This is a genomic window from Deinococcus misasensis DSM 22328, from assembly GCF_000745915.1.
GTDB lineage: Bacteria > Deinococcota > Deinococci > Deinococcales > Deinococcaceae > Deinococcus_C > Deinococcus_C misasensis.
Map to the genome: position 1 here is coordinate 34659 of NZ_JQKG01000019.1, position 25600 is coordinate 60258.

Genomic DNA, 25600 nt, shown 5'->3' on the forward strand with positions numbered 1-25600 from the left:
TCACCTTTCCCCTCATCCAGACGTAGTAAGCTGACAACATATGCTCGGCGGGCTGTTCAACTCCTTCTTGAAACTCACCAACCCCACCCCACGGTTCACCCCTGAACGTTGCTTGCTCACCCGCTATGCGGTGGGTGGATGCTCGAAATGTCAGGATGTGTGCCCCCACAATGCCATTGACCTGTCGGGCAACACCGTCACCATCAGCGAAGTGAACTGCACTGGATGCGGTCTGTGCACGCAGGTGTGTCCCTCGGGTGCTCTGGAATTTGACATCGAGAGCACCATGCACGCCATCCACAAACAGCAGGGTGCAGAATCCACACTGGCCTGCTCGCAGCTCAGCACGCCCCATCCGACCCTCAAGTGCCTTGCCAGAGTGACCCCGGCTTCTCTGGTGGCTGCTGGAGCGTGGAACAAAGAAGTCACCTTGCTTCATGGAGATTGTGCCAGTTGTCCGGTTGGGGGTCCAGAGGTCCTGCGCCACCTGATGGATGTCGTGGACAAAGCGGACCAGTACCGGGAAGCCACCGGGCAGCCCCTCAAAGTCAACCTGCAACAAGGGCAGAACGCCACTGCAGAAAACAAAGGGGCCATCGTGAGCAGGCGGGGCATCATGGGAAGCCTGCTCGGGACCGCCAAACAGGTGGTGGCAGACCTCATCCCAGAGCAGCCTTTGCCGTTCGTAGACTGGTCGGACCCCAGAGAACGCATCCCCACCGATTGGATCTGGCGCAAAAAAGCCCTGAAACCCAGCCCTGCCCCAGACACCGAAGTCTACTGGGTGACCCCTCAGGTCAACGATGAGTGCAACTTCTGCCCGGTCTGCATGAACGTGTGCCCCACCGAAGCCATCAAGCGGGAGATCACTCCAGAGGGGGATTTCCGCATTCTGCTGGAGGTGGCTTCCTGCACCGGATGTGGAGCCTGCATTCCCAGTTGCCCTCAGGAAGCCATGTTCGAGCAAACCCACCGCCCTTTTTCGACCCTGTCAGAAGTGGTGGTCCTGAAAGAACAGGCACAGGGGCCCAACTGGTTCGATGAACCTCTGGAGGAAGAGGGCACCAGCACCGGACAGGAAGAATAGCAGCAGCCAGAAATGCTTATGCCAGAGGCGCATTGTGCCTTTGCATCTGTGCCTCTGGTTTTCCACAGAAAAAGCCTTTTGATGCTGTACAATCTTTGGGTGATGCCAAACGAGCAAAACCAGTCCCAACCTGCCCTCCAGAAGGCCCCCATCGGGGTTTTTGACTCGGGGATGGGTGGGCTGTCGGTCCTCAAAGAACTGGTGCGCCTGCTTCCAGAGGAGCACTTCATTTATCTGGCGGACACCCTCAACTGCCCTTACGGTCAGAAGTCGGATGCTGAAATTCAGCGGCTTTCCCTGAACGTCATGCATTTTTTGCAGGATCAAGGGGTGAAATCGCTGGTGGTGCCTTGCAACACGGCATCTGCAGCAGCCCTGCAAACGCTGCGTGAAGATGCCGGGCCGGATTTTCCGGTGGTGGGTCTGGTTCCTGCGGTCAAACCTGCTGTGGAACGCACCCGGACCGGAACGGTGGGCGTGCTGGCCACCGAAGGGACTTTGAGGGGGCGTTTGCTCCAAGAGGTGATCGAGCAGTTTGCACAGCCACGGAACGTGACGGTGCTCAAGGCCACCCATCCCGAGTTGGTCCCTCTGGTGGAATCTGCCCAATTGAACACCCCATACACCCGGGAGGTGTTGCAGCAAACCTTGCAGCCCCTCATCGATGCTGGGATGGACCATCTGGTGCTGGGGTGCACCCATTACCTGTTTTTGAAGGAGGCTCTGGGCCTCCTGTATCCGAATTTGACTTTGCTGGACTCTGGATTTGCTGTGGCAAAACAGACCCGCCGGGTCCTGACCGAAAAACAACTGCTGTCTGAAGGCACCACGGGAAAAGTCACGGTCTTCACCACTGGAGAACCCAACGCTGTCGCCCCGATTGTCCAGACCCTCTGGGGTGAACCCATGGTTGTGCACCGCGCAACCCCAAGGAAGGAAGAACATGCCTAGAACGTCCCGTGGCACGCTGGAATTGCGTCCCCTGAAAATTTCCCGCAAAGTGAACCGTTATGCCGAGGGCAGTTGCCTGATCGAAATGGGCCACACCAAGGTGCTGGTCACCGCCACCCTCGAAAAGAAAGTGCCCTTCCACGTGAAAGGCACCAAACAGGGCTGGCTGATGGCCGAGTACAACCTGCTGCCCAGAGCCACCCACGAGCGCATTTCCAGAGAGCGGGTCGCCAACGGTGGACGCACACAGGAAATCCAGCGTCTGATGGGCCGGGCATTCCGTTCCTGCGTGGACCTCGGGGCTTTCCGTGACCAGACCATCATCATTGATGCCGATGTGATTCAGGCCGATGGAGGCACCCGTGTGGCGTCCATCATTGGGGGTTACGTGGCTTTGCATGACCTGACCGAACGGCTGTTCAACTCGGGGAAAATCACCGACTGGGCGCTCACCCATGAAATTGGGGCCATCAGTGTGGGCATGGTGGATGGCGAAATCCGCGTGGACCTCGACTATCAGGAAGATGTCAAAGCCGAGGCAGACCTGAACATCATCGCCACAGGCAGCGGTCAACTGATCGAAGTGCAAGGTGGCACCGAGAAAGACCCCATCGACAAAAACAAATTTGCTGAGATGGTGGAAATTGGTGTCCTGAGCGTGCAGGACATCGTGAAAATCGTCAAAGAACAACTGTAAAGAACAACTGGAAACAAAAACCGTGAGGTGCCCTGCATGAAAGTGATCATTGCCACCGGAAACCCCGGCAAAGTCAAGGAAATCGGTCTGGCCATTGCCCCTCTGGGCTGGGAAGCCCTCAGCCTCAAAGATTTTCAACTGGAGATGCCAGAGGAAACCGAAACCACCTACGAGGGGAACGCCCTGCTCAAATCCAGAGCCATCTGCAACGCCACAGGGATTGCTGCTCTGGCAGACGATTCTGGCCTTGAAGTGGAAGCCCTTGGGAATGAACCCGGTGTGTACAGTGCCCGTTATGGTGGCGATCTGCCCAGCGATCAGGCCCGTTATGAACTCCTCCTGAAGAACCTTGGAGCCAACACCCACCGCAAAGCCAAATTTGTGAGCGTGGTGGTGGTCTCTCATCCAGACGGCACGGACGAGTTTTACCGGGGCGAAGTGGAGGGTTACATCACCCGTGAACCCAGAGGCTCGGGCGGTTTTGGTTACGATCCAGTCTTTTTTGTGCCCGATTACGGTTGCACCATGGCCGAACTGACCCCTGAAGAAAAACATGCGATTTCGCACCGGGGCCGGGCTTTGAAAGCCCTGATCGCTGCCCACCCTTGAGGAGTTGACCATGATCACTGTTGCCAACCGCATTTTTGTCCACCCCGAGTACGCAGAGCAATTCGAGGAGCGTTTCAAAAACCGTGCCCGTCAGGTGGACCAGATGCCTGGTTTCCTTCGAAACATGGTGCTGAAACCCGCCAAACCCGGCGATCCTTATGTGGTTTTGACCCTCTGGGAAAGTCAGGAGGCCTTCAAGGCTTGGACGGAATCGGAAGCCTTCAAACAGGGACATGCCCGCAGTGGCACCCTGCCCAGAGAGGCGTTCTCTGGCCCCAACCAGTTGGAAGTCCATGAAGTGATTCTGGACTCTCTGGAGTGAGGTTTACAGTTTCAACCAGCAATGCAGTCAAGGCGAGGAGGCACCTCGCCTTTTTTGATGGGATCTGATGGTGGTCACAAACATGAAAATGAGATAAAGATAAGATGGAGCCACAATTGTGAGAAAATCGGAGACTCAGGGAATTCCCGAGTTTACAATTTAAAGCAACCCGAGCAACACCTTCAAAAAAGGTGCTGCCCATGTCAGAACACCTGCCCTCCATCTGAAAGGTTCACATGAAACACACCCCATTGCAAAAAGCTTCCCTTCCTGTGCTGGTTTTGCTGGCTTCCCTCACCTCTGCTCTGGCCCAGAACGATGCCTCCGAACCAGAGCCCCAAACCCAGCAGGAAGAACAAAAACCCTCTGGTGAAACCGAAAAACCAGAGGCCCAGAAGCCCGAACCCAAACTGGACTTCAAGCTGATCCTGAAAGTCAACGAGTACCGGATTCGCTCTGGGAAGCTGGAAAACTTTGTGATTGTGAAGTCTTTCAAACTGGACAACAACCTGATCGAGCGCTCTGAGAAATACAAAAAGATCTCCAGCAACCTGCGCCCGGATCTGGAAAAAGTGTACAAGCAACTCAATGCCCGAGGGCCCAAAGAAGCCCTGTTTTCCAACAAGGAAGGCAACTGGTGGGCCGAACAGCAATCGGGCTGGAAGGTGGATGAAAAAGCCACCGAAGAAAAACTGCTGGATGCCATCATGTCCGACAAGCCCAGCAGTGAACTGGTGGTCGAGCGCACCTCTCCCAAACGTTCGGTGCAGAAGTTTGCCGATCAGGGCATCCTGTACCACTTCGGAGGAGGGGAGTCCAGTTTCAAAGGAAGCCCGAGTTTCCGGGTCACCAACATCGTCAATGGGGCCTCCAAAATCAACGAGCAGTACATCGAGGCAGGCAAGGAGTTTGACTTCAACAAAACCGTTGGGGACATCAGCAAAGCCAATGGTTTTGTGCCCGGTTATGTGATTCTGGGCGACAAACTCGGGATGGAGGACGGAGGAGGCATCTGTCAGGTGTCCACCACCATTTTCCGTGCTGCTTACGAATCGGGTCTGCCCATCACCGAGCGGCATTACCACTCTTACTGGGTGCACTACTACGACCCTGTGGGTTATGAGGCCACCGTTTACAGCCCGGTGAAAAACCTCAAATTCAAGAACGACACCGGAACCAACCTGTTCATTCAGGCCAAATGGGACACAGCCAAACAAACCCTGCGTTTTGACCTGTTCGGCCCCAAACCTGACCGCAAGGTGGAGGTCGGCAAATCCCAGATCTCCAACGTCAAGCCTCCTGCTGGACCCCAGTACGTTGCAGATGCCAGTGTGCCCAGAGGAGGCATCCGCCAGATCGACAGTGCCCAGAAGGGCGTGACGGTGGTGATTGACCGCACCGTGAAGTATGACAACGGAGAGGTCAAAAAGGACTCCATCAAGAGCATTTACAAGCCCTGGGGGAACATTTTTGCGGTGCACCCAGAGGATCCTCGGGCCAAGGAGTAAGGCTGAGGGCCGAGAGCCCAGATCCAAAGGCGTCGTGTAAGACGCAAAAAACATGGTCAATGGGATCTGTAGGGGCGCAGCGTGCTGCGCCCTCAAAGCTTCTTTCTTGGCCCTCGGCTCTTGGCTCTCGGCCTCAAGGCCACGCACACGTATCCCCTACAGGACTCGTGGCTTTCTCCTCTTGCATTCCTGTCCTTTCCATGCTAAAACTAGAATGAACGTTCGATCTAATCGAATGTTGATTTCGCTCCAGCTTCAGTTTCCAGAGAGGGCAGTATAGTACTGTTATGCCTCAGACCCGCCCAACCCCCAAAACCACTTCACAGGACAGGCGAGCGGCCATTTTACAGGCTGTACTGGAACTCATTGCCGAAAGGGGATTTCACGATACACCCATGTCCATGATCACCCAGCGTTCCAGAGCCAGTGCAGGCATCATCTACCACTACTTCGAAAACAAAGACGAGATGATCCATGCCCTTTACACCGAAGTCAAACTCTCTTACAGCCGCGCTCTGGTCCAACACCATCCAGAGCAGTTGCCACCTGCGCAGGCGTTCCGGCAAATCTGGCTGAATGGTTACCAGTACCATCGGGACCATCCCAAAGAGACCCTCTTTCTGGAGCAGTTTGAAAACTCTCCTTATTTTCAGAAACATGGAGAAATCAAAGAGGCAGAGGATGCTTTGAACCAGATGCTGGACATTTTCTCTGGTCCTGAAGGTCGCCTCAAGGCTTTGCCACTTGAAGTGTTGTGGGAGATGTCTCTGGGTGTGGCTGCCCGGGTGGCCCGCACCGAACACCTGACCGGAAGCCTCAGTCTGGACCAGCAACAACTGGAACAGATTGCAGATGCTTGCTGGCTTGCCGTTTCTGAATCCTGAGTTTTGCAGATTGAAATGGGAATGGTTTTACAACACACACCCTTTTTTGTGCTTCAACTAGAATGAATGTTCGATCTATAATGCTTGCTTGACCCTTCGCAAACCCACTCCACCCGAGGAACACCATGAGCCAACAACCCTGGACCATCCATCAGATGCCTTCTCAACAGAACAAAACCTTCATTGTGACCGGAGCCAACAGCGGAATTGGGCTGGAAGCCGTCAAAGTTCTGGCTGCAAGAAATGCAACCGTTGTGCTGGCTGTACGCAACACGCAAGCCGGAGAAGAGGTGGCAGCCAACCTCCGCAAACAACATCCACAAGCTGAGTTGCAAGTCATGCCTCTGGACCTTGCAGACCTGAAAAGCATTCAAGCCTTTGCCCAGATGTTCATGCAAAAACACCGCAAACTGGACGTGCTGATCAACAATGCAGGCATCATGGCCATCCCCAGACGCACCACCAGAGATGGTTTCGAGATGCAACTCGGGACCAACCACCTCGGGCACTTTGCCCTGACAGGGCTTCTGATGCCTGTGCTCCTCTCTACACCCCATTCCAGAATTGTGAACGTCAGCAGCCGTGCCCATGTGATTGGACGCATGAATTTCAGGGACCTGATGGGTCAAAAAAGATACTCTCCTTGGCCCGCATATGGCCAGAGCAAACTCGCCAACTTGCTGTTCACGCTGGAATTGCAACGGCAACTCAAAATGGCCCAGAGCAGCACTCTGGCGGTCAGTTGCCATCCCGGATGGGCTGCCACCAACTTGCAATATGTAGCACCCAAAATGAGTGGTTCCAGCTTCATGATGCAACTCAACCAACTCGCCAACCGTCTGTTTGCTCAACCTGCCGATCAAGGGGCACTGCCCACCCTGTTTGCAGCCACCTCAGACACCATTCGGGGTGGGGAATACATCGGACCCCACAAAGACACCAAGGGACATCCAGTGCCAGTCAAAGCCAATCCCAGAGCGTACGACCTGCAATCTGCAAGAACCCTCTGGACCATCTCTGAAGACCTGACCCGGGTCCAGTATTCGTTCCGGGTTCCGGTTGGCAGATGAGCATCAAAAAAGCGCAGAGGGTGTTCTCCTCTGCGCTTCTTGTTGTTTTGGTCAGTGGGTGGCCTGACCCATTTCTTTTCGCTGTCTACTGTGAACTGTTCACTTCTGAGCCGAGAGAACCCGCTCGTTTGTTTGATCAACTGTTTGATCAAAGCTTGGCCAGTTGAACATCAGTGGTTGCTTCTGGGGTCCAGCACGTCGCGCAGACCATCTCCCAGCAGGTTGAAACCCAGCACCCAGGTCAGGATGGCCAGACCGGGAAAAATCATGGTCCAGGGGGCACTCTGGTACAGGTCCTTGGAGTCTGCAATCATGGTGCCCCACTCGGGGAAGGGAGGCTGTGCACCCAGACCAAGGAAGCCCAGAGCGGCAGCTTCAAGGGTGGCGGTGGCAATCGAAAGGCTCCCTTGCACAATCAGGGGGGTCAGGCTGTTGGGCAGCACATGTTTGAAAATGATCTGGTTGGTGGGGGCTCCCAGAGCGGTGGCTGCCTGAATGAACTCGCGCTCTTTGATGCCGATGACCACACCCCGTGCCAGACGGACGTACACCGGAATTTGCACCACCGACACCGCCACCATGGTCAGGTACAGGGCTGCTGTGGCGCTGATGTCTGGCGGACGGATGGCTGAGACCGCAATGGCGAGCAAAATGCCCGGAAAGGCCAGCAAAATGTCGGTGAACCATCCGATGGTGTTGTCCACCCACTTGCCAAAGTAACCCGAGATGATCCCGAGCAGGCTTCCCACCAGCATGGCCAGCACGGTGGCGGCCAGACCGATTTGCAAAGAGATGCGTGAGCCGTGCAGCACCCGCACCGCCACATCACGCCCGAGGTTGTCGGTGCCAAACGGATGCTTGAAGTAATTCACCTTGCCGTTTTCATCGGTGAGTTTTTCCTTCAGTTCGGTGTCCCACAGGGCCATGATGCTTGGGGGTTGCTGGCGGTCCCGGAAGGAACGGTCGGTGGTGGGATCGTAGGGCTTCAGGATGGGTCCAATCAGGGCGATCAAAACCCAGATGAGCACCACCACAGCACCGACTTTGCCGGGGCTGGACTTCTTAAAACGTTTCCAGAACACGCTCTGGGCTTTTTTGGGTGGGGTTGTGTTGGTGACTGCAGTCATGTGTGCCTCACGAGTAATGGATCCTGGGGTCGAGGTAGGCGTAACTGACATCCACCAGCAGGTTCACCACAGAAATCACCAGAGCACCGAAGATGATGCCTCCCTGAATCACGGGATAGTCACGCTCGAAGATGCCCTGTGCCAGCCATGAACCGATGCCGGGCCACGAGAAAATGGTTTCGGTCAGGATGGCTCCGCCCAGCAGCAAGCCGACTTGTAGACCAATCACGGTCACCACAGGGAGCAAAGCATTGCGCAGGGCGTGTTTGAGTACTACTTTGCGGTGTTCAAGACCCTTTGCGGTGGCAGTGCGCACGTAATCCTGACTGAGGACCTCCAGCATGCTGGAACGGGTGATGCGGGCGATGATCGCCATTGGAATGGTGCCCAGAGCAATGGACGGCAAAATCAGGTGGGTGAGGGTGCTGCCGAAACCATCCAGACGACCATGCAGCAGGCTGTCAATCAGGTTCATGCCGGTGATGCTGTCAAAGTTGATGCTGGGGTCCAGACGACCACTCGGGGGAAGCCAACCCAGTTGCACCGAGAAGAAAAACACCAGAATCAGGCCCAGCCAGAACACAGGCATGCTGACCCCAATCAGGCTGATGGTCATGGCGATGTTGTCCAGTGGCTTGTTGCGGTTCAGCGCTGCGATGATGCCCGCAGGAAGTCCGATCAACAAGGCAAACAGCATGGCCCCCAGAGACAATTCCACAGTGGCAGGGAAACGGGATTTCAGTTCATCGGCCACTGGAATCTGGCTCTTGATGCCTTGCCCAAGGTCCCCTTTGGACACCTGTCCCATGAAGCGGAAAAACTGGGTGTCCAGCGGATTCTGGGTGTTGATGAAGATGGGTTTGTTCAGGCCCAGCCTTTCTCGGAAGGCTTCCACCACTTGAGGGTTGGCCCGTTCTCCCAGCATCACCACGGCGGGATCACCGGGAATCAGTCGCACGAAACCGAACACCACAATGGTCACCCCGATCAGCACGGTGAACATTCTGAACAGTCTTCGGAAGATATAAGCAGTCAAAGGTGCTCCTTACACAGCAACAGGGACACAGCTTCACACCATGTCCCTATCAACAGTCCTACATAGATGTTGTTGCGGCCTTAAAGGTTACTTTTTGCCGTCGATGGTGATTTTGTTGAAGGCTTCAGAGCCGAGGGGACTGGGGACCCAGCCTTTCACGTACTTGGCTTTGCCGGCCAGAGGCTGGCTGTGCACCACAGGAATGCGCACGTAAGCGTTGTAGGTGATTTCGTGGATTTTGCTGTAGACGCGGGCTTTGGCAGCCTGTCCTTTGGCAGCTTTGCCTTGCTCCAGCAGGTCAGCGAGTTCTTTGGGGTTGTAACCAGAGTCATCGCTGGCGCTCGGGCCGTAGTAAGCGCTGTAGAAGTTGTCAGGGTCGCCGTAGTCACCGGTCCAGCCGATCATGTACACATCGAAGAAGGGAGCAGTGTTGCGGTCTTGCAGGTACTGGGCCCAGTCTTTGGTCTTCAGGTTGACCTTGATGCCGATGCCCGAGAGTTCTGCAGCAATGGCCTCAGCGATGTCTTTGGGGTTGGGGAAGTAAGGACGGGAGACGGGCATGTACCAGAAGTCCATGCTGAATCCGTTGGGGTAGCCAGCTTCTGCCAGCAGTTTCTTGGCAGCAGCAGGATCGTACTTGTAGTCGGCAGGCACTTTCTTGCTGTTGGCCCAGTTCATGACGGGGGGCAGGAAGCTGGCGTTGGACACACCGAGGTCGCCCCAGAACTCTTGCACAATGGCTTTCTTGTCGAAGGCCATGGCAATGGCCTGACGCACCTTCACGTTTTTGAGGTACTCGTTGCGCACGTTCAGGCTGATGAAGCCCACGTTGAAGGAGGGTTTCAGAACAGCGTCCACTTTGGCGTCGTTCTTGAGGCCTTTTGCGGCCTGAGGATCGAGATCAGAGGTGAAGTCGATGGTTCCGGCACGCAACTCGTTCAGGCGCTGGTTGCGGTCGGTGATGAAGCGGAAGACCACTTCGTCCACGTTGGCTTTGTCGGACCAGTAGTCTTTGTTGGCTTTGACCACGATGCGGTCACCGGTTTTCCAGCTGTCAAAGGTGAAAGGACCGGTTCCGACAGGCTTGGAAGCAGGGGTACCATATTTGGCGCCCTGTTCGCGGATGGCTTTGGGGCTGGCAATGCCAAAGTAGCCAGAGCCGATCAGGTCAGGGAAGACGGTCACAGGGCTGGTCAGGGTGAACTTCACAGCGTAGTCATTGACCTTGGTGACGCTCTTCAGGAAGCTGGCTGCTTCGCCTTTGTAGCCGCCCATGAGTTGGCCCCAGATTTCGTAGGTTTTGCCGCTGTCGCGGTAACCAAATTCAAACTTGGGATCCCACCAGCGGTTGACGTTGAAGATCACCGCATCGGCGTTGAAAGGGCTGCCGTCGTGGAATTTCACGCCTTTGCGGAGGGTGAAGGTCCATTCGGTGGCAGTTTTGTTGGAGGACCAGCGGGTGGCAAGACCGGGAATGGCTTTGGTGCTGCCATCAGCGAAATCAACCAGGGTGTCGTAAATCTGGCGTTGCACAATGATGCTGTTGCCGTCGGTGATGTTGCCGGATTCGAGGCTGACTGGCTGACCGCCCGAACCATAAACCAGGGTCCCACCAGCGGCAAAAGCAGCGCTGGAGAGGGCGAGAGCAGCAGAAATGGCGATTCGCTTCATACATCCTCCTTCAAGAAACGTAGGGTTTATTCACGTTTGCGTACAGCCTAACCAGAGAACTTAAACTTGTCAACTGTTCCGCTTTTTTGCTTAAATGCATAAAAGTGGCTTTTTCTCGTGTTCGTCGAAGAAAAACAGCGTGTATCCTGCATACATTGTAAAATTTGTAAGGAAAAATCGAAAATTCTCCTTGCAAATGAAGGTCACGCAACTGAATAACATTGCATAAAAATGTTCTCCATCCATGACCGTTCTGGAATGCAGGGCTCTGGTTGGCTCTGGTGCTTTGGTGCCAACTGAGGCGAACAAAAAAGCGCAGCAGAAGCTGCGCTTTCAGGGTTCAGGTTTACTTCTTGGGGGCTTTGACAGGCACGCTGCCGATCACCTTGGTGCTCAGGTCATCCTGAACTTTGGTGACGTACAGGTAGCCTGCTTTGCGGTCACCCACGCTGTTGAACTCCACGGTGCCGGAAAGGGTTTCCACTTTCACTGCACGGATGGCTTTCATCACCTGTGCACGGGTGGGGGCCACGCCTTTTTTCAGTTTGTTGTCTTTGATGGCTTTCTCGATGGCGGCAAGCACCACGTTGGCTGCATCGTAGGACATCAGACCGTAGCCGAGCATTTCTTTGTTGAAGGTTTTCTTGAAGTTGGCTTCAAGGGCTTTTGCAGCAGGGACCACATCCACGGAAGCTGCAGCAGTGGTGAACAGCACACCTTTGGCAGCGTCACCAGCTTGTTTTTGCAGTTCGCTGTCGTCCAGACCGTCGCCGCCCATGTATGCAGCTTTCACACCAGAGTCACGCAGTTGCTTGACGAACAGGGCACCACCGGTGGAGGCCAGACCGCCGTAATACACAGCGTCAGGGTTGATGGCTTGCACTTTGGTCACCAGAGGAGCGAAGTTGCTCTTCTCATCGGTGCCTTCGAAGACCACACGCACACCCTGGGCTTCCAGGCCTTTTTTCACTTCGGTGGCAAGACCTTCACCGTAGGTGGTCTTGTCGTGAACCACATACACGGTTTTGACTTTCAGGTTTTTCACCATGTAGTCTGCACCGGCGGCACCTTGAGCATCGTCACGGGCGCAAATGCGGTTCATGTTGGGCAAACCACGGTCGGTCACGGTGGTGGCAGTGTTGGCAGGGGAGACGATGGCCAGGTTGTAGGACTTCACAGCTTCGGAGACAGGGGTCACCACGCTGGAGTTCAGGGTTCCCACAATGGCCAGCACGCGCTTGTCAGTGGCGATCTTCTTGGAGGCAGCCACACCCACGGAGGCGGTGGCCTGGTCATCGTTGCTGCTCACTTGCAGATCGATGCCGTACTTGTCCAGGAACATCTTCTTCTTGGCATCAACAGCAAGTTTGGTGCCCAGGTTGATCTGTTCACCGATGTTGGCCACAGGTCCTGAGAGGGGGCTGAGGGTGGCAATTTTGACAACCGTGGCAGCGTTGGCACTGCCGAGGGCCAGACCTGCAAGTACAGCTACACCTAAAACTTTTGCACGCATACCTTTTCCTCCTGTGGAACTCCCAATCCCGCTGGCGGGATGGGACACTGCTGTTTTATGCAAGCTGCGATCATGCTACCCCTTCACTTGTATTTTGTCAAACCATAAACCATGAGATAAAACACGGTTTTGATGAAAAAAGCACTTGTATGAATAAAACGTCATGGAAGACCAAAAGACCCCTCAAGGTCTCTTGATCTTCCATGGATCCAACTATTAAAAAGGCGGTTTAAACTTTAAGCTTCACCGAGATATGCTTCTTTGACGCTGTCATTGTTGGCAATCTCTTCTGCTTTTCCAGAGAGGATGATCTCGCCGGTTCTGAGCACGTAAGCACGGTGGGCAATGTCCAGAGCCATGCTGGCGTTTTGCTCCACCAGCAAGATGGTGGTTTTCAGTTCGGTGTTCAGCTTCAGGATGATGTCGAAGATGGCTTCCACGAAAAGCGGGCTCAGACCCATGCTGGGTTCATCCAGCAGCAGGATTTTCGGTTCGATCATCAGGGCACGGGCCACAGCCAGCATTTGCTGCTCGCCCCCGGAGAGGGTACCTCCCAGTTGGGTTTTGCGTTCTGCTAGACGGGGAAAGAACTCGAAGCCACGCTGCATTCTCTGGGCGATCAATTTCTTGTCGTTGACCAGATATGCACCCATCTCCAGGTTCTCCATCACGGTCAGGCGAGGGAAAATGCGGCGTCCCTCGGGAACGTGGGCCATGCCTTTGGCGGTCAGTTCGTTGCTGGGAATGCCGTTGATTTTCTTGCCTTCCAGCAGAATGTCACCGGATTTGACTTTGACCATGCCAGAGATGGAGCGCAGGGTGGTGGTTTTGCCTGCACCGTTGCCTCCGATCAGGGCCACGATTTCGCCTTGATTCACTTCCAGACTGATGCCTTTGAGCGCCTGAATCTGGCCATAAAACGTGTTCACATTGCTGAGTTGCAGCATCAGGCACCTCCTCTTTTCTCACCGGCTGCATGTCCACGCCCGAGGTAGGCTTCGCGCACTTTGGGGTTGGTGCGGATGGTTTCGGGCAAGCCTTCTGCGATCTTGGTGCCGTAATCCAGTACGGTGATTTTTTCGCTGATGCTCATCACTAGACGCATGTCGTGCTCGATGAGCACCACCGTCACACCCAGATCGTCACGGATGCGGCGGATCAAGTCTTTGAGCTCCTCGGTTTCTCTGGGGTTCATGCCTGCAGCGGGCTCGTCGAGCAGGATCAATTTGGGGTTGGTGGCCAGAGCACGGGCAATTTCCAGACGGCGCTGGTCCCCGTAAGGCAGGTCGGTGGCCCCTTCGTTGGCTGCGCGGCGCAGACCCACAAAGTCCAGCAGGGTCAGGGCAGCATCCAGAGCCTCTTTTTCCTGACGCTTGAAATTGGGGGTGTGAAACAGGGCGTCCAGAAAGCCCACTTTCATGCGCACATTGCGGGCCACCAGAATGTTTTCCACGGCGGTCATGCTGGGGAACAGACGGATGTTCTGGAAGGTGCGGGCAATGCCTGCCACCGTCACTTCATCGGGTTTCAGGCCAACAAGGTCTTTCCCTGCAAGGTTGATGGTTCCGCGATCCGGCTGGTAAATGCCAGTGATCATGTTGAAGAAGGTGGTTTTTCCGGCACCGTTCGGTCCAATCACGCTGATGATGCTGCGCTCTGGCACCTGAAAAGTCACATCGTTGACGGCCACCAGACCCCCGAAGGTCTTGCGGAGGTTTTCGACAGACAGAAGCATTATTTGACCCCCTGATTGGTTTTGGCGGCTCCCACTGTGGCAGCATCAGGAATTTTGATGTGCTTGCGAACGGCAGGCAACAGGCCTTGAGGACGGAACAGCATCATCAGGATCAAGAGCAAACCGAAGAACAGACGCTCGTATTTGGCGGGATCAAAGGTGCTGTTGCCCTGAAAAGCAGGCAGGCTCTGCAGGTACTCTGAGAGGGATTTCAGGAAGTCCAGTTGCAGCCAGGTCACGGCCATGGCTCCCACAATCACGCCGGGAATGCTGCCCATGCCCCCGAGAATCACCATCACCAGCACACCGATGGACTGGAAGAAAGTGAAATCTTCAGGAGAAACAGCGGTTTGTTTGATGGCGAACACGGCACCCATCACCCCAGCAAAGCTTGCACCAGTGGCAAAGGCAATCAGCTTGGTGCGGACCAGAGGCACACCCATGGCCTGAGCAGCAATCTCGTCTTCACGGATGGCAATCCAGTTGCGGCCAATGTGGCTCTGGTCGAGGCGCAGGTTGAACAGGATGATGATGCCGATGATCACCAGCACGAGGAAGTACAGGAACAGTGCGAACACCTGGGGTTCTGTCAGGCCGAACCGGTCAATGATGGGGCTCAGCAAGCCAGAGAACCAGGTGATGTGGGGCGGGTTGATCCCGAGCACCCCGTTGGGTCCGTTGGTGATGGGGGTCAGGTTGTTGGCGAACACGCGGATCACTTCACCCAGCCCGAGTGTCACAATGGCAAGGTAATCGCCTTTGAGTTTCAAAACGGGCAGACCGATCAAAACACCCACCAGAATGGCCAGAATCACAGCCAGAGCAAGGAAGAGCCAGAACCAGTTGCCGTCCAGACCTTCGCCCCCTGCACCGGTGATGCGTCCCAGCTGGGCAGAACCAAAAATCCCCCAGGTGTAAGCGCCCACTGCGAAGAAGGCCACATATCCAAGGTCCAGCAGACCGGCCAGACCCACCACAATGTTGAGACCCAGTGCCAGAGCGGCGTAAATCACGATCTGGAGCACCACTTCCAGCAAGAACTCGTTGCGCAGGCCCACGATGGGCATCACGATCATCAGGGCTGGAGCCAGAGAGAGGATTTTGGCCCAGGTGTGTGCTTTGCTTTTGAAAGTCAGGACCACGGTGCCCAGGAAGGCAGCAAAGAACATGGCCTGTGCGAGGTTGTTGACCTGGGTGGCCACAGTCAGCATCAGGGTGCTGGTGATGGCGGTGTACATCAGCACGATCAGAGAAGCGATCTGCGGATTGTCCAGAATGCCTTGTTTTTTGACAGCTTGCGTCATGCTCACCTCTTATACCTTCTCGGTGGTGGCCTTGCCGAGCAGACCAGCGGGTTTGAAAATCAGGATGATGATCAGCACCATGAAAGCGCCGACGTCTTTCCACTGCACGCCCACATTCATCAGCACATTGCCGATGCTCTGGACGAAACCGTTGGTGGAGAAGGACATCTTCACCCCGAAGATCGAGATGGCTCCGATCAGGTTTTCCAGGAAGCCCAGCACCAGTCCGCCGACCACTGCGCCAGGAATGCTGCCGATGCCCCCGAGCACAGCGGCCGTGAAGGCTTTGATGCCGGGAATGATGCCGATGTAGCCGTCCACCTGGGTGAATTTGACGCCCCAGAGCACCCCCGCAGCACCACCGAGTGCACCCCCAATGAAGAAGGTCAGTGCGATGATGTTGTTGGTGTTGATGCCCATCAGACGGGCGGTTTGCTGGTCCTGTGCCACGGCACGGATGGCGGTTCCCAGTTTGGTGTAGTTCACCATGTAGTTGAGGACCAGCAGCATCAGGGCGGCCACCACGAACAGCAGCACGTCGGTGGGGTTCAAACCCAGAATTTTTTCGGTGCCCAGCACAGAGGGATAAGACAGACGGTCGGTTTGCTCTTTGAGGTTGATGAACATGCGCAAGGAGTCTTGCAGCAAGAAACTGACCCCAATGGCCGTGATCAGTGGCACCAGTTTGGGTGCTCCCCTGAGCGGCCTGTAAGCCAGCCGTTCAATCAAGATGTTCAGCAGACCAGAGAAGATCATGGCGCCCAGAATGGCCAGAATGACCTTCAGGTAACCGTTCATCTCCACGCCATTCAAGGCGGCAAGCACTTGATACCCCACCACGGCCCCAGTGGCAAAAACCTCTGAGTGGGCGAAGTTGATGAGTTGCAGCACCCCGTACACCATGGTGTATCCGAGTGCAATGATGGCGTAGACCACGCCCAGAATCAGCCCGTCTCGAAAAATCGAGATCCAGATTTGTAAGTCGCTCATTGAACCTCCACACGTTGCACCTCGGGTTGGAACCGTCGGTGTTCCCCAAACCTTGTCTTCACCTTGCTGCCATTCCGTTTTGTGTGTCTGAAATGAGCAGAACCTGAATACCCGGTCATAATAACGATGGGTCAAATCCTTGTCAATGAAAAATCGGGTGAAATTGTGCTCTGGGTGCATAAAAAAGCTGGACTGTATACATTTGTACCCGGAAAAATTCGTACACAGCGGCATTTGTTGTTATTCACCCGGATAAGCATAAACGCTTAGTGTACATTGGACGCTGTTTTCTTGTGAAAAATCTCCTTTCAGAGGATCAAGCTTCATGTACTGGATCCTGTAAGCCACGATACCTTGTTTTTTTCTGCAAAATGTCCCCAAAATTTTGAGCAATCTGCAAATGGAAATGATTCCATAGACCAATCAAAGTGTTACTCCTGACGTAGACCTGATGTGCAGGCATGGAACACGCCCTCAGGGCAAAAAAACAGGCTGTGCAAACTTCGCACAGCCCAAAACGAAAGTGACAATCCCTACTGCGTTCATCAGTGAAACAGGAGGATTCGTCTGAATCCTCCTGTTTCAAAAAACCTTTTCCAGAGAGACATCCTTTTGTTCTTCTGTCAAATGCGATGAAAGAACAAAGGATCAGTCCAAAGTGCTCAATAGTTGGTCAGGTAGGTGTCCAGTTCCCACTGGTGGACCACGGCACTGTATTCACGCCATTCCTGACGTTTGGCTTCCACAAAGTGTTCCATCACATGCTGCCCGAGGCACTCAATCATCACTTCGCTGCGCTCCAGGGCGTCCACGGCCTGATTCAGGTCGCCGGGCAATTCACGGATTTTGTGCTTGCGTTTTTCACGCACGGTCATGTGGTAAATGTTCCTCTGGATGGCCGGGGCGGGCTCCAGTTGCTTCTCGATGCCGTCCAGTCCGGCAGCCAGCATCACGGCCAGAGCCAGATAAGGGTTGCAGGCAGGATCGGGCATGCGCAGCTCGGCTCGGGTTCCGGCCCCTCTGCGTGCAGGAATCCTGACCATTGCAGAACGGTTGGAGGTGCTCCAAGCGATGTTGACCGGCGCTTCATATCCGGGGACCAGACGCTTGTAACTGTTCACCAGAGGGTTGGTGATGGCGCACATGGCATCGGCATGCTCCAAAAGGCCACCAATGAAGTACAGGGCTGTGGCAGAAAGCTGATGTTCTGCTTTCTCGTCATAGAAGGCATTTTTGCCGTTCTTGAACAGGCTGAGGTGCACGTGCATGCCGCTTCCACTGATGCCAGCCACCGGTTTGGGTAAAAAGCTGGCCAGCAAACCATACTCCAGAGCCACCCGTTTCACCACAAATTTGAAGGTGGAGATGTTGTCGGCGGTTTCCATGGCAGGGGCATAACGGAAATCAATCTCGTGTTGGCCGGGAGCCACTTCGTGGTGGGCAGCTTCAATTTCAAAGCCCATTTCCACCAGTTTGTTGGTGATTTCACGGCGGATGCGTTCACCTTTGTCGATGGGGGCCAGGTCAAAGTAACCGGCCTGATCGTTCACTTTGGTGCTGGGTTTGCCATCTTCGGTCTGCTCAAACAGGAAGAATTCTGGCTCTGGACCAGCGAACAGTTCAAAACCCAATTTCTTGGCCCGGGCGATCTGGCGTTTGAGCACATAACGGGGATCCCCCTCAAAAGGGGTGCCGTCTGGCAGGGCCACATCGCAAATCAAACGGGCCACTTTGCCCCGTTCATGCTCCTCGTGGCTGAACTTGGGAAAAATCAGGAAGGTGCCCAGGTCGGGTTTGAGCAGCATGTCCGATTCTTCAATGCGGGTGAACCCCTCGATGGAAGAACCATCGAACATCACCTCGCCATTGAGGGCTTTTTCAAACTGGCTGGAAGGCACCTCAATGTTCTTGACGATGCCCAGAATGTCGGTGAATTGCAAGCGCAAAAATTGAACGTTGTCGTTTTTGAGGGCCTGCAGGATGCTCTCTCTGGTGTATGCCATCACGCCCATCCTTTCTGAAGTGGCGAATTCAGGGAATGTGTTTCAGAAGGACCAGCAACAAGGGACCTTCCAGATCCAGAGCGGTGGGCTCTGGCACATTGGGAAACGCTGGGGTTGTTTCCAACATCCAAAGTCTAAGTTGATGCCTTGTGGGTGTCAATGTGACACAGAAGGCAAAAGCCTGATCTGTGAAAACTGGAGGAGGCTCTTGGTGCCCGGCATTTTCTGGCGTGTTACCATAAGCCTGTGCTCCACCTGCACCGCCGCAACAAAACCGTCCATGCCACCGATGTCCAGCAGGCTCTGGAAGCCCTCGGTCTTCGGGGCAAAGACCACCTCATGGCCCATGCTTCTTTGAGTGCATTTGGTTACGTGCATGGCGGCGCAGAAACCTTTGCTGAAGCCCTCAAAACCAGTGCTGCCACCGTGGTGATGCCTGCGTTCACCTATTACACGCTGGTCTGGCCCGAGCCGTACCGCACCCCAGAGTGGCCCCCCCATCCTCCCGGTCCGATGGGTTCTTTTCACCGGTTTTCGAAGGTGTCCCGTGACATTGGTCGGGTGCCTCAGGCTCTGGTGGATGACCCCGAGGCCCTGCGCAGCCAGCATCCTGCCCTCAGTTTCGTGGCTTATGGCCAGAGGGCCGAGGATGTCCTGAATGCCCAGTCCCTGCGTGAGCCGTATGCGCCAGCAGGTGCGCTTTACGATCTGGCAGGCAAAGTGCTGTTGATGGGCACGGACCACACCTCCAACACCAGCATCCACTATGGCGAATACCTCGCAGGGCAACTCGAATTGCCCCGTTTTGTGGTGCAGGACGGCAGGATGCAGGAAACCTATTTTCCCAACTGCTCTGCAGCTTTTGGTCGAATTGAACGCCACCTGATGCACAAAAAGAGTGTGCGTCTGGGATCAGGGAACATTGGCCTGTACGATGTGCAGGAACTGATTGATGTGACGGTCCTGCTGCTGGCCAGAAATCCCGAGGCTTTGCTGTGCCACTACTCGGGTTGCCGCTGCAATTATGTGCGGGGTCTGCTGAAGTATCACGCCATTTCGCCAAGAAGCCATCAGCCAAAAGTGCAATGAAAAAACCCCGTTGCAGGGCAACAGGGTCTTTTGGAATCAGAGGGTTTAGGGTTTACTCTGCTGCGATGTCGCGCAGGGCGTTCAGGTCTGCCAGCACCACACGGCCATATCCGGCATGGATCACGCCTTCTCTGGACAGTTCGCCGACCACTTTGGTCACGGTTTCACGGACCGAGCCCACTGCTGCAGCCAGTTCGTCGTGGGTGGCGTAAATCAGGATTTCGCCATTGTCCTGTTTGGTGGCCAGAGCGGTGTCTTTGAGTTCCAGCAGCTCAGCGGCAATGCGGCTTCTGAGGCGTTTGCCCACCAAGCGGTAGATGTTTTCGTAAGCGCGGTTGATGACGTTCACCAGATGGTTGGTGACCTGCACGGTGTCTTCTGCGCTGAGGAGCGCAGGGTTGATCACATCCACGCTGGAGTTGGTGACGGCTTCTGCGAAGTATTTGCGGTCCACGCCAGAGAGGGCTTCCTCTCCGAAGTATTCGCCGGGTTTGACGTAGCGCAGGGTCAGGCCGTTTCCTTCATCGTCCATGGTGTGGACGCGTACAAGGCCGCTGGAAACGCGGTACAGCATGTCAGATTTTCCGGGATAGAGAATGACTGCGCCGGGGCGGTAAGTCACAGTGTCTACAAAAGTTTTGGTCGAGATCATGTTGCCCTCCTTGGGTGGCACTGATTACTATGTTTATTATAGTACCCTTCTGGTATTTTGTAAACCAATTGGTTTCTTTAATCCCAAGATAAGTCACAATGCTTAGTGGGCAGTGAGAGCATTCCTGTGGTCAGGTACGGAGAATTGCCCGGAAAAGTTCATGTTCTCATTGTGGCTACAGCTCCATCCATCACACCTCAAATGGTCCTGAAACACCATAAGGGAAAGACCTCTGGAAATCCTTGACCTGGGTCAAGGGGAAGGCAGAAGGGTACAGGCCGAGAGCCCAGAGCTGAGGGCAATTGTAAAGCTTTTGCTGAGGCTTGGTGGCTGAGACTCGCCCCTTCAGCTTGCTTGACCAGAGTCATGGCTTTGTTCTTCCAGCAAGGCTTACGCTGAAACCATGTCCTTCTATGCTGCGTTGTCCTCGGTTTACGATCAGGTTTTTCCTGCTTCTGAGCTGCAAATTGCGTTTCTGAAGAAACACCTCTCTGGTTGGGTGCTGGATGTGGGCGCAGGAACTGGAACCTTGATGTTGCACCTCAGTGCACACGTTGAACAGGTGGACGGACTGGAATACAGTCCAGAGATGGTGGCTCTGGCCCAGAAAAAGCTGGCTGGGACTTCCAACACCTGCATCAAAGTCGGAGACATGCGCCGAGTCAAAGACCTGTTTGCTGGACCTTATGACTGTATATATTGTGTGGGCAACACCTTGCCCCATCTGCAGGGACCACTGGAAATCCTTGAGGTGTTCAGGCAGTTTTATGGTTTGCTGAAACCCTCGGGTTTGTTGATTCTGCAAACCGTCAATTTCCATCAGGTGCTGCACCAAAAACACCTGACTTTTCCGGTGCTCAGCAGGGGAGACTTGACTTTTCAGAGGACCTACACCCTGCAAGACGGCAAGGTGCTGTTCTCTGGAAAAGTCGAGCAGCAAGGCAAAACGTTGGTGGCTGAGCAAACGCAGCTTTACCCGATCCAGCAGACTGAGATGGAACAGTTGCTTCTGGAAGCTGGGTTTCAAGACCTGAGATTTTGGGGAGATTTCAAGGAAAATCCCTTCCAGCAAGATGCCGGGGCTCTGGTGGTGCTGGCCTGCAAGCCAGATCAATTTTGATCAAATGTGGGGTCAGGTTTTCTTTTAGGATGGAGCCATGCAACCGTTCCAGTCGCGCATCGAAAACCTGCTGAAGTTGCTGTCTCAGGACCTTGGAAAGCCTGTGCATGGACCCGAGATGGTCCACAAAATGCAGCTTTCACAGGAGCACAGCATCCGCATGTTTGAGCAGGCATACCGGGAGACTCCAGCTGCTTTTCGCAAAAGGTTGACGCTGGAAAGGGCTGCATATTGTCTGGGACGGACGGACCAGAGCATCACCAGCATTGCTCTAGATGCGGGTTATGGATCTCTAGAATCCTTCACCCGTGCCTTCAAGAGAGCCTTTCAGGTGAGCCCGAGTGCCTACCGGGCCACCGAGACCCCCAGTTTCTGGTTGCCTGCGGAAAATGGCATCCACTATGAACCTCAGGTGATTCGCAAAGAAAAGATCGATCTGGACCTCATCGACCTGCTGTTCCAGCATGATTTCTGGTTGACTTCAAGGATGCTGGAAGCAGCGGCAAAACTGCCAGACCAGCAACTCGATCTTGCAGTGGGAAAAATGGAGGTGGCCCCGTACCATGTGCCTGCATTCAGCATTCGGGACATGCTCAGCAGCCTGATTTCCGACAAAGAAGTCTGGCTGGCCGCCCTGTACGGACAAAGCCAGACCGACCACAGTGACATGAGTGTGCAGGGCCTCAAAACCCGAGCCGAGAAAGCTGCTCTGGACTTCATGGCTTTTGCCCGCACCATCAAAGAAAAAGGGGAGTGGCATGTGGAATTTGTGGATGCGGTGTGCACCCCTCCAGAGACCTTCACGTTTCGGGGCATTCTGGCCCATGTGATCACCTTCAGTGCCATCAAACGCCAGCACCTGCTGGACGCTTTCAGAACGCTGGGGATCGACCTCGGGACCAACGATCCCATTTTGTTTGAGCGGCAATAAAAACCATCAACCCCTGTATTCTGCGGTCTTTCATGGACCACAGAAAGGAGAAAACATGCAAACCTTGAACGGAAAAGTCGCACTGGTCACCGGAGCCACCCGTGGAGCAGGACGGGCCATCGCCATTGAACTCGGGCGGGCAGGAGCCACGGTTTATGTGACCGGGCGGACCACCCGAGCCCACACTTCAGAAATTGGACGCAAAGAGACCATTGAGGACACTGCAGAGGCCATCATTCAGAACGGAGGTCAGGCCATTGCGGTGCAAGTGGACCACACCTCACCAACACAGGTGGAAGCCCTGATTCAGCGCATCTCCAGAGCATCAGGCAGACTGGACATCCTGATCAATGATGTGTGGGGCGGCGATCACCTCACCCAGTGGGTGAAATTCTGGGAACATGACCTTGGAAATGGCCTGAAACTGCTCGACAATGCTGTGAAAAGCCACATCATCACCAGCTTTTATGTGGCTCCCCTGATGGTCCAGCAAAAAGCTGGACTGATCATCGAAATCACCGACGGCATCACTGAAAAATACCGGGGCAGCCTGTTCTACGATCTGGCAAAAGTGGCTGTGAACCGTCTGGCTTTCGCACAGGGTGCAGAACTGGCCGAGCATGGCATCACCGCTCTGGCATTGTCTCCGGGTTTCCTGCGTTCAGAAGCCATGCTGGACCACTTCGGCGTGACCGAAGAAAATTGGCGTGATGCGGTTGCACAAGAGCCCCATTTCATCGCTTCGGAAACCCCGTACTATCTGGCACGGGCAGTGGTGGCTCTGGCCTCGGATCCGCACATCCATGAAAAGAATGGTGGCCGTTACGCCACCTGGAATCTGTATCAGGAGTATGGTTTTACCGATCTGGACGGCACACAGCCAGACTGGGGCCGTCATGCCAGAGAACACCTCGGGATCGATGCGGGTTAAACCCGTTCCAGAATCCACTGGATGGCTTTTTCGGAGGCCTCGGGAATGGGGGCTCCGGAGGTGTCATCGGTCATGAAGTGGGTGCCGTTTTCAAAATGCAGCACGGTCAGATCAGGGTGATGTTTTAACGCAGATCGCAGGTTTTCACTGCTTTTTGGCACAGGCACAAAAGTGTCTCTGTCTCCAAAAAGGGCCAGCACGGGAATCTTGAGACTCTCCAGCACAGGAAGAATGTCGAGGTCCAGCACTTCATGCCACTGTTTAAAGATGTTCAGGAGCACAGGCTCTGGGGGCAACGCCTCTCCAAAAGACATGTATTTCTTGACCGAAAGCAGGTCGTAAAGGGCCATGATGGGCAGCAGGTCCCGGTTTTGCCTTGCTGCCCTGTTGAAAATCCGGTAAATGGACAGGGCCTCCTGAATGTCTTCTTCTGTTTCGCCTGCCCTGCGCATCTGGGTTTCCACCCGGTACAGTTCCTGTTCTGCTGGGGTCATGATGGCAGGGGAGACCAGCACCAGAAAATCCACATTCTGTGACAGGGAAGCGGCCAGAGGGGCCACCCATCCACCCTGACTGACCCCCCTGAGGCCCACTTTTGAAATCTCAGGATGGTTTTTCAGGGTTTTGACCCCTCCCAGCACGTCTTTGGCCAGTGTGTGGTAAGAGGCCGAGGTCCAGTCTCCTGAGGATTCACCTGTTCCCCTTTTGTCATAAACAAGGGCTGCAATGCCTTGTTGTGCAAATTGCTCTGCCACACGCATGGACCATGCTCTGGGTTCTGGGCCTGATCCATGCACGCAAACCACAGCAGGATACGCGCCAGAGGCCTCTGGAAGCACAAGGGTGCCGGAAAGGGAAACCTGATCGCCGGGAAACTGGATCAACTGGTGTCTGGTGGTCATGCCTTCACTCTGAATCTATACTGTTCAAAAAGGAGAGGGAAAATTTGAACAGCTTGCAGGTCAGTGATCCACAGGTGGCAGCCTTTCTGATGGACCCCATCAAGCGGGAACGGGTCAGACCCTTTCTGGGTCAGGAAAACACCGTCAAAGCAGCAGCAGAAGATCTGGGCATCTCCATCAGTCTGATGCACCACCACACCAAGAAAATGCTGGCTCTGGGACTCGTTCAGGTGGTTCGTGAAGTGCCCAGAGCAGGCAAAGCCATCCTCTGGTACCGGTCTGTTGCCGATGCCTTTTATGTGCCTTTTTCCCTGACCTCTTTTGAAACCATGCAGGCGGCTTATCTGAAAGGAGAGGCCCCATGGCAGCAGCGTTTCACAGAAGGTCTGCTGAAAGTGGCCTTGCAAATTGAAACCCCAGAGCGCACTTGGGGAGCATTGATCCGCCGGGACCAGCACGGGGATTTTGATGTGACCTCAAGCATCGGACCCGATCAGGAAGCCCCTGAACTGCCCGGAGCCCAGTGGTCCAACTGGACTGAAATCCACCTGACCCCTGAGGAAGCGCTTGCCCTCAGAACAGAGCTTCAAAACATCTGGCTCAGGTACCGGGGCAAGCGAAATGGACAACGGTATTTGCTGAGGCTCGGGTTGGCCAAGACTGTGGATTGATGTGTTTTTAACTCCCTGCGCCTGTATACCGACTCAAACCCGCTTTCCAGAACCCGTAACCCACCCCCATGAACAGCACGGCCATGATGGGGGCCATCCACGCCAGAAAGCCCACCGGTTGCCCGAGCAAATAACTGGCTGGGTAATACGAGGCAATCCCAAACGGCAAAATCCATGTGAAAACCACATTCACGCTGGCATGGTAAATCTTGAGGGGATAGCGGGCAAATTCGTGGGTCTCAAACACACCCCACATGACGGGCAGAGAATCGGTCATCCAGAAGGACAGGCTGGAGGTGATCAGGTTGATGCCCATGAAAATGAACCCTCCACTGAGCACCATCAGGAGCAGGTACAGCAGGTTGAACAGGGTCCACGGGATGTCCAGAGCCAGACTGCTGTACACGATCAGGGCCAGGCCCACCACAAAGTTGCCGATGCCGTCCTCACAGAAACGGTCTGCCAGCAGGTGAAACAGGGGATTCACCGGACGCACCAGATAACGGTCAAAGTCTCCGGTGCGGATGTAGGCCCAGCCCAGACGCCAGAGGTTGTCGGCAAACATGTGGTTCAGGGACTTGGAGAGGGTGAGTAAACCGTAAATCAGCAGCAGTTGACTCAGGGTCCAGCCTTTCAAAGTCGGGATGTTTTCCATCACCACCCAGAGTGTCAGGAGGCCAGCGACCTGTCCAGCAAGGGTGCTGATCCCTCCGATGAAGAAGTTCACCCGGTATTCCAGTTTGGTTTTGATGTTCTGTTTTAAAAGGTCAAAGTACAGTTGCAGGTAACGTTTCACA

The 25600-nt window shown here is 54.8% G+C and carries 25 protein-coding genes; 13 read left to right on the top strand and 12 right to left on the bottom strand.

From position 1 onward, the window contains the following. Positions 1-40: 40 nt before the first annotated feature. The 8 genes from Q371_RS13595 (at position 41) to Q371_RS13630 (ending at position 7128) form a co-directional block, all read left to right on the top strand. Positions 41-1087 carry a 4Fe-4S binding protein gene (locus tag Q371_RS13595; protein ID WP_051964334.1) on the top strand — a complete coding sequence of 349 codons (1047 nt, stop codon included), beginning with the start codon at positions 41-43 and terminating at the stop codon, positions 1085-1087. A gap of 102 nt (positions 1088-1189) precedes the next feature. Next, a complete protein-coding gene (gene murI / locus Q371_RS13600) occupies positions 1190-2038 on the top strand; it encodes a glutamate racemase (RefSeq protein ID WP_051964380.1) in 849 nt (282 codons plus the stop codon). Then, positions 2031-2735 carry a ribonuclease PH gene (rph, locus tag Q371_RS13605; protein WP_034341497.1) on the top strand — a complete coding sequence of 235 codons (705 nt, stop codon included), beginning with the start codon at positions 2031-2033 and terminating at the stop codon, positions 2733-2735. The genes murI and rph overlap by 8 nt, the downstream gene beginning before the upstream one ends. 36 nt (positions 2736-2771) lie before the next feature. Beyond that, positions 2772-3344, top strand: a complete 573-nt coding sequence (gene rdgB, locus Q371_RS13610) for an RdgB/HAM1 family non-canonical purine NTP pyrophosphatase (protein WP_051964336.1) — start codon at positions 2772-2774, stop codon at positions 3342-3344. Positions 3345-3354: 10 nt separating this feature from the next. After that, positions 3355-3666: an antibiotic biosynthesis monooxygenase family protein gene (locus tag Q371_RS13615; protein WP_034341499.1), complete on the top strand. Its 312-nt coding sequence runs from the start codon at positions 3355-3357 to the stop codon at positions 3664-3666. 236 nt (positions 3667-3902) lie between these two features. After that, a complete protein-coding gene (locus Q371_RS13620) occupies positions 3903-5174 on the top strand; it encodes a VanW family protein (RefSeq protein ID WP_051964340.1) in 1272 nt (423 codons plus the stop codon). A 287-nt stretch (positions 5175-5461) separates the two neighbouring features. After that, complete coding sequence (locus Q371_RS25780) at positions 5462-6058, top strand: TetR/AcrR family transcriptional regulator (protein ID WP_084571429.1); 597 nt, start codon at positions 5462-5464, stop codon at positions 6056-6058. A gap of 125 nt (positions 6059-6183) precedes the next feature. Further along, positions 6184-7128 (top strand): oxidoreductase, encoded by a 945-nt coding sequence (locus Q371_RS13630; RefSeq protein WP_034341501.1) that lies wholly within the window; start codon positions 6184-6186, stop codon positions 7126-7128. Positions 7129-7298: 170 nt separating this feature from the next. On the opposite strand, the gene Q371_RS13635 is transcribed toward Q371_RS13630, so the two are convergent. From Q371_RS13635 to glnA, 9 genes are all read right to left on the bottom strand, one after another. Then, complete coding sequence (locus tag Q371_RS13635; protein ID WP_034341504.1) at positions 7299-8255, bottom strand: ABC transporter permease; 957 nt, start codon at positions 8253-8255, stop codon at positions 7299-7301. 7 nt (positions 8256-8262) lie between these two features. Continuing rightward, a complete protein-coding gene (locus Q371_RS13640; RefSeq protein ID WP_034341506.1) occupies positions 8263-9291 on the bottom strand; it encodes an ABC transporter permease in 1029 nt (342 codons plus the stop codon). An 87-nt stretch (positions 9292-9378) separates the two neighbouring features. Continuing rightward, positions 9379-10962, bottom strand: a complete 1584-nt coding sequence (locus Q371_RS13645) for an ABC transporter substrate-binding protein (RefSeq protein WP_034341508.1) — start codon at positions 10960-10962, stop codon at positions 9379-9381. Positions 10963-11308: 346 nt separating this feature from the next. Beyond that, positions 11309-12475, bottom strand: coding sequence for a branched-chain amino acid ABC transporter substrate-binding protein (locus tag Q371_RS13650; RefSeq protein ID WP_034341511.1), 1167 nt, complete (start codon positions 12473-12475; stop codon positions 11309-11311). A gap of 236 nt (positions 12476-12711) precedes the next feature. Beyond that, on the bottom strand, positions 12712-13422 hold the full coding sequence (locus Q371_RS13655) for an ABC transporter ATP-binding protein (protein WP_034341513.1): 711 nt from the start codon (positions 13420-13422) through the stop codon (positions 12712-12714). Beyond that, positions 13422-14210 carry an ABC transporter ATP-binding protein gene (locus tag Q371_RS13660; RefSeq protein WP_034341515.1) on the bottom strand — a complete coding sequence of 263 codons (789 nt, stop codon included), beginning with the start codon at positions 14208-14210 and terminating at the stop codon, positions 13422-13424. Before Q371_RS13660 ends, Q371_RS13655 begins: the two co-directional genes overlap by 1 nt. After that, positions 14210-15514, bottom strand: coding sequence for an ABC transporter permease subunit (locus tag Q371_RS13665; RefSeq protein WP_051964347.1), 1305 nt, complete (start codon positions 15512-15514; stop codon positions 14210-14212). Before Q371_RS13665 ends, Q371_RS13660 begins: the two co-directional genes overlap by 1 nt. 9 nt (positions 15515-15523) lie before the next feature. Next, on the bottom strand, positions 15524-16504 hold the full coding sequence (locus Q371_RS13670; RefSeq protein ID WP_034341517.1) for a branched-chain amino acid ABC transporter permease: 981 nt from the start codon (positions 16502-16504) through the stop codon (positions 15524-15526). 662 nt (positions 16505-17166) lie between these two features. After that, positions 17167-18507, bottom strand: coding sequence for a type I glutamate--ammonia ligase (glnA, locus tag Q371_RS13675; RefSeq protein ID WP_034341594.1), 1341 nt, complete (start codon positions 18505-18507; stop codon positions 17167-17169). A 246-nt stretch (positions 18508-18753) separates the two neighbouring features. On the opposite strand from glnA, the gene Q371_RS13680 reads away from it, so the two are divergent. Then, on the top strand, positions 18754-19596 hold the full coding sequence (locus Q371_RS13680) for an AAC(3) family N-acetyltransferase (RefSeq protein WP_034341518.1): 843 nt from the start codon (positions 18754-18756) through the stop codon (positions 19594-19596). Between the two features lie 52 nt (positions 19597-19648). Here Q371_RS13680 and Q371_RS13685 read toward each other — a convergent pair whose 3' ends face one another. Then, positions 19649-20248 (bottom strand): helix-turn-helix domain-containing protein, encoded by a 600-nt coding sequence (locus tag Q371_RS13685; protein ID WP_034341519.1) that lies wholly within the window; start codon positions 20246-20248, stop codon positions 19649-19651. 403 nt (positions 20249-20651) lie between these two features. Between Q371_RS13685 and Q371_RS13690 the strand changes: the two genes are divergently transcribed. Genes Q371_RS13690 through Q371_RS13700 form a run of 3 tightly spaced genes read left to right on the top strand, consistent with a single transcriptional unit; the run spans position 20652 to position 23230 of the window. Further along, on the top strand, positions 20652-21368 hold the full coding sequence (locus Q371_RS13690; protein WP_034341522.1) for a class I SAM-dependent methyltransferase: 717 nt from the start codon (positions 20652-20654) through the stop codon (positions 21366-21368). 37 nt (positions 21369-21405) lie between these two features. Continuing rightward, entirely contained in the window at positions 21406-22299 is an 894-nt protein-coding gene (locus Q371_RS13695) for a helix-turn-helix domain-containing protein (protein WP_034341523.1), read from the top strand. 55 nt (positions 22300-22354) lie between these two features. Continuing rightward, complete coding sequence (locus Q371_RS13700) at positions 22355-23230, top strand: SDR family oxidoreductase (protein ID WP_034341525.1); 876 nt, start codon at positions 22355-22357, stop codon at positions 23228-23230. On the opposite strand, the gene Q371_RS13705 is transcribed toward Q371_RS13700, so the two are convergent. Beyond that, positions 23227-24132 carry an alpha/beta hydrolase family protein gene (locus tag Q371_RS13705; RefSeq protein ID WP_034341527.1) on the bottom strand — a complete coding sequence of 302 codons (906 nt, stop codon included), beginning with the start codon at positions 24130-24132 and terminating at the stop codon, positions 23227-23229. The genes Q371_RS13700 and Q371_RS13705 overlap by 4 nt on opposite strands. A 44-nt stretch (positions 24133-24176) precedes the next feature. Here Q371_RS13705 and Q371_RS13710 point away from each other — a divergent pair, with 44 nt between their 5' ends. Then, complete coding sequence (locus tag Q371_RS13710; protein WP_034341530.1) at positions 24177-24803, top strand: helix-turn-helix transcriptional regulator; 627 nt, start codon at positions 24177-24179, stop codon at positions 24801-24803. A gap of 7 nt (positions 24804-24810) precedes the next feature. On the opposite strand, the gene Q371_RS13715 is transcribed toward Q371_RS13710, so the two are convergent. Then, complete coding sequence (locus Q371_RS13715) at positions 24811-25599, bottom strand: ABC transporter permease (RefSeq protein ID WP_034341532.1); 789 nt, start codon at positions 25597-25599, stop codon at positions 24811-24813. Position 25600 lies beyond the last annotated feature (1 nt).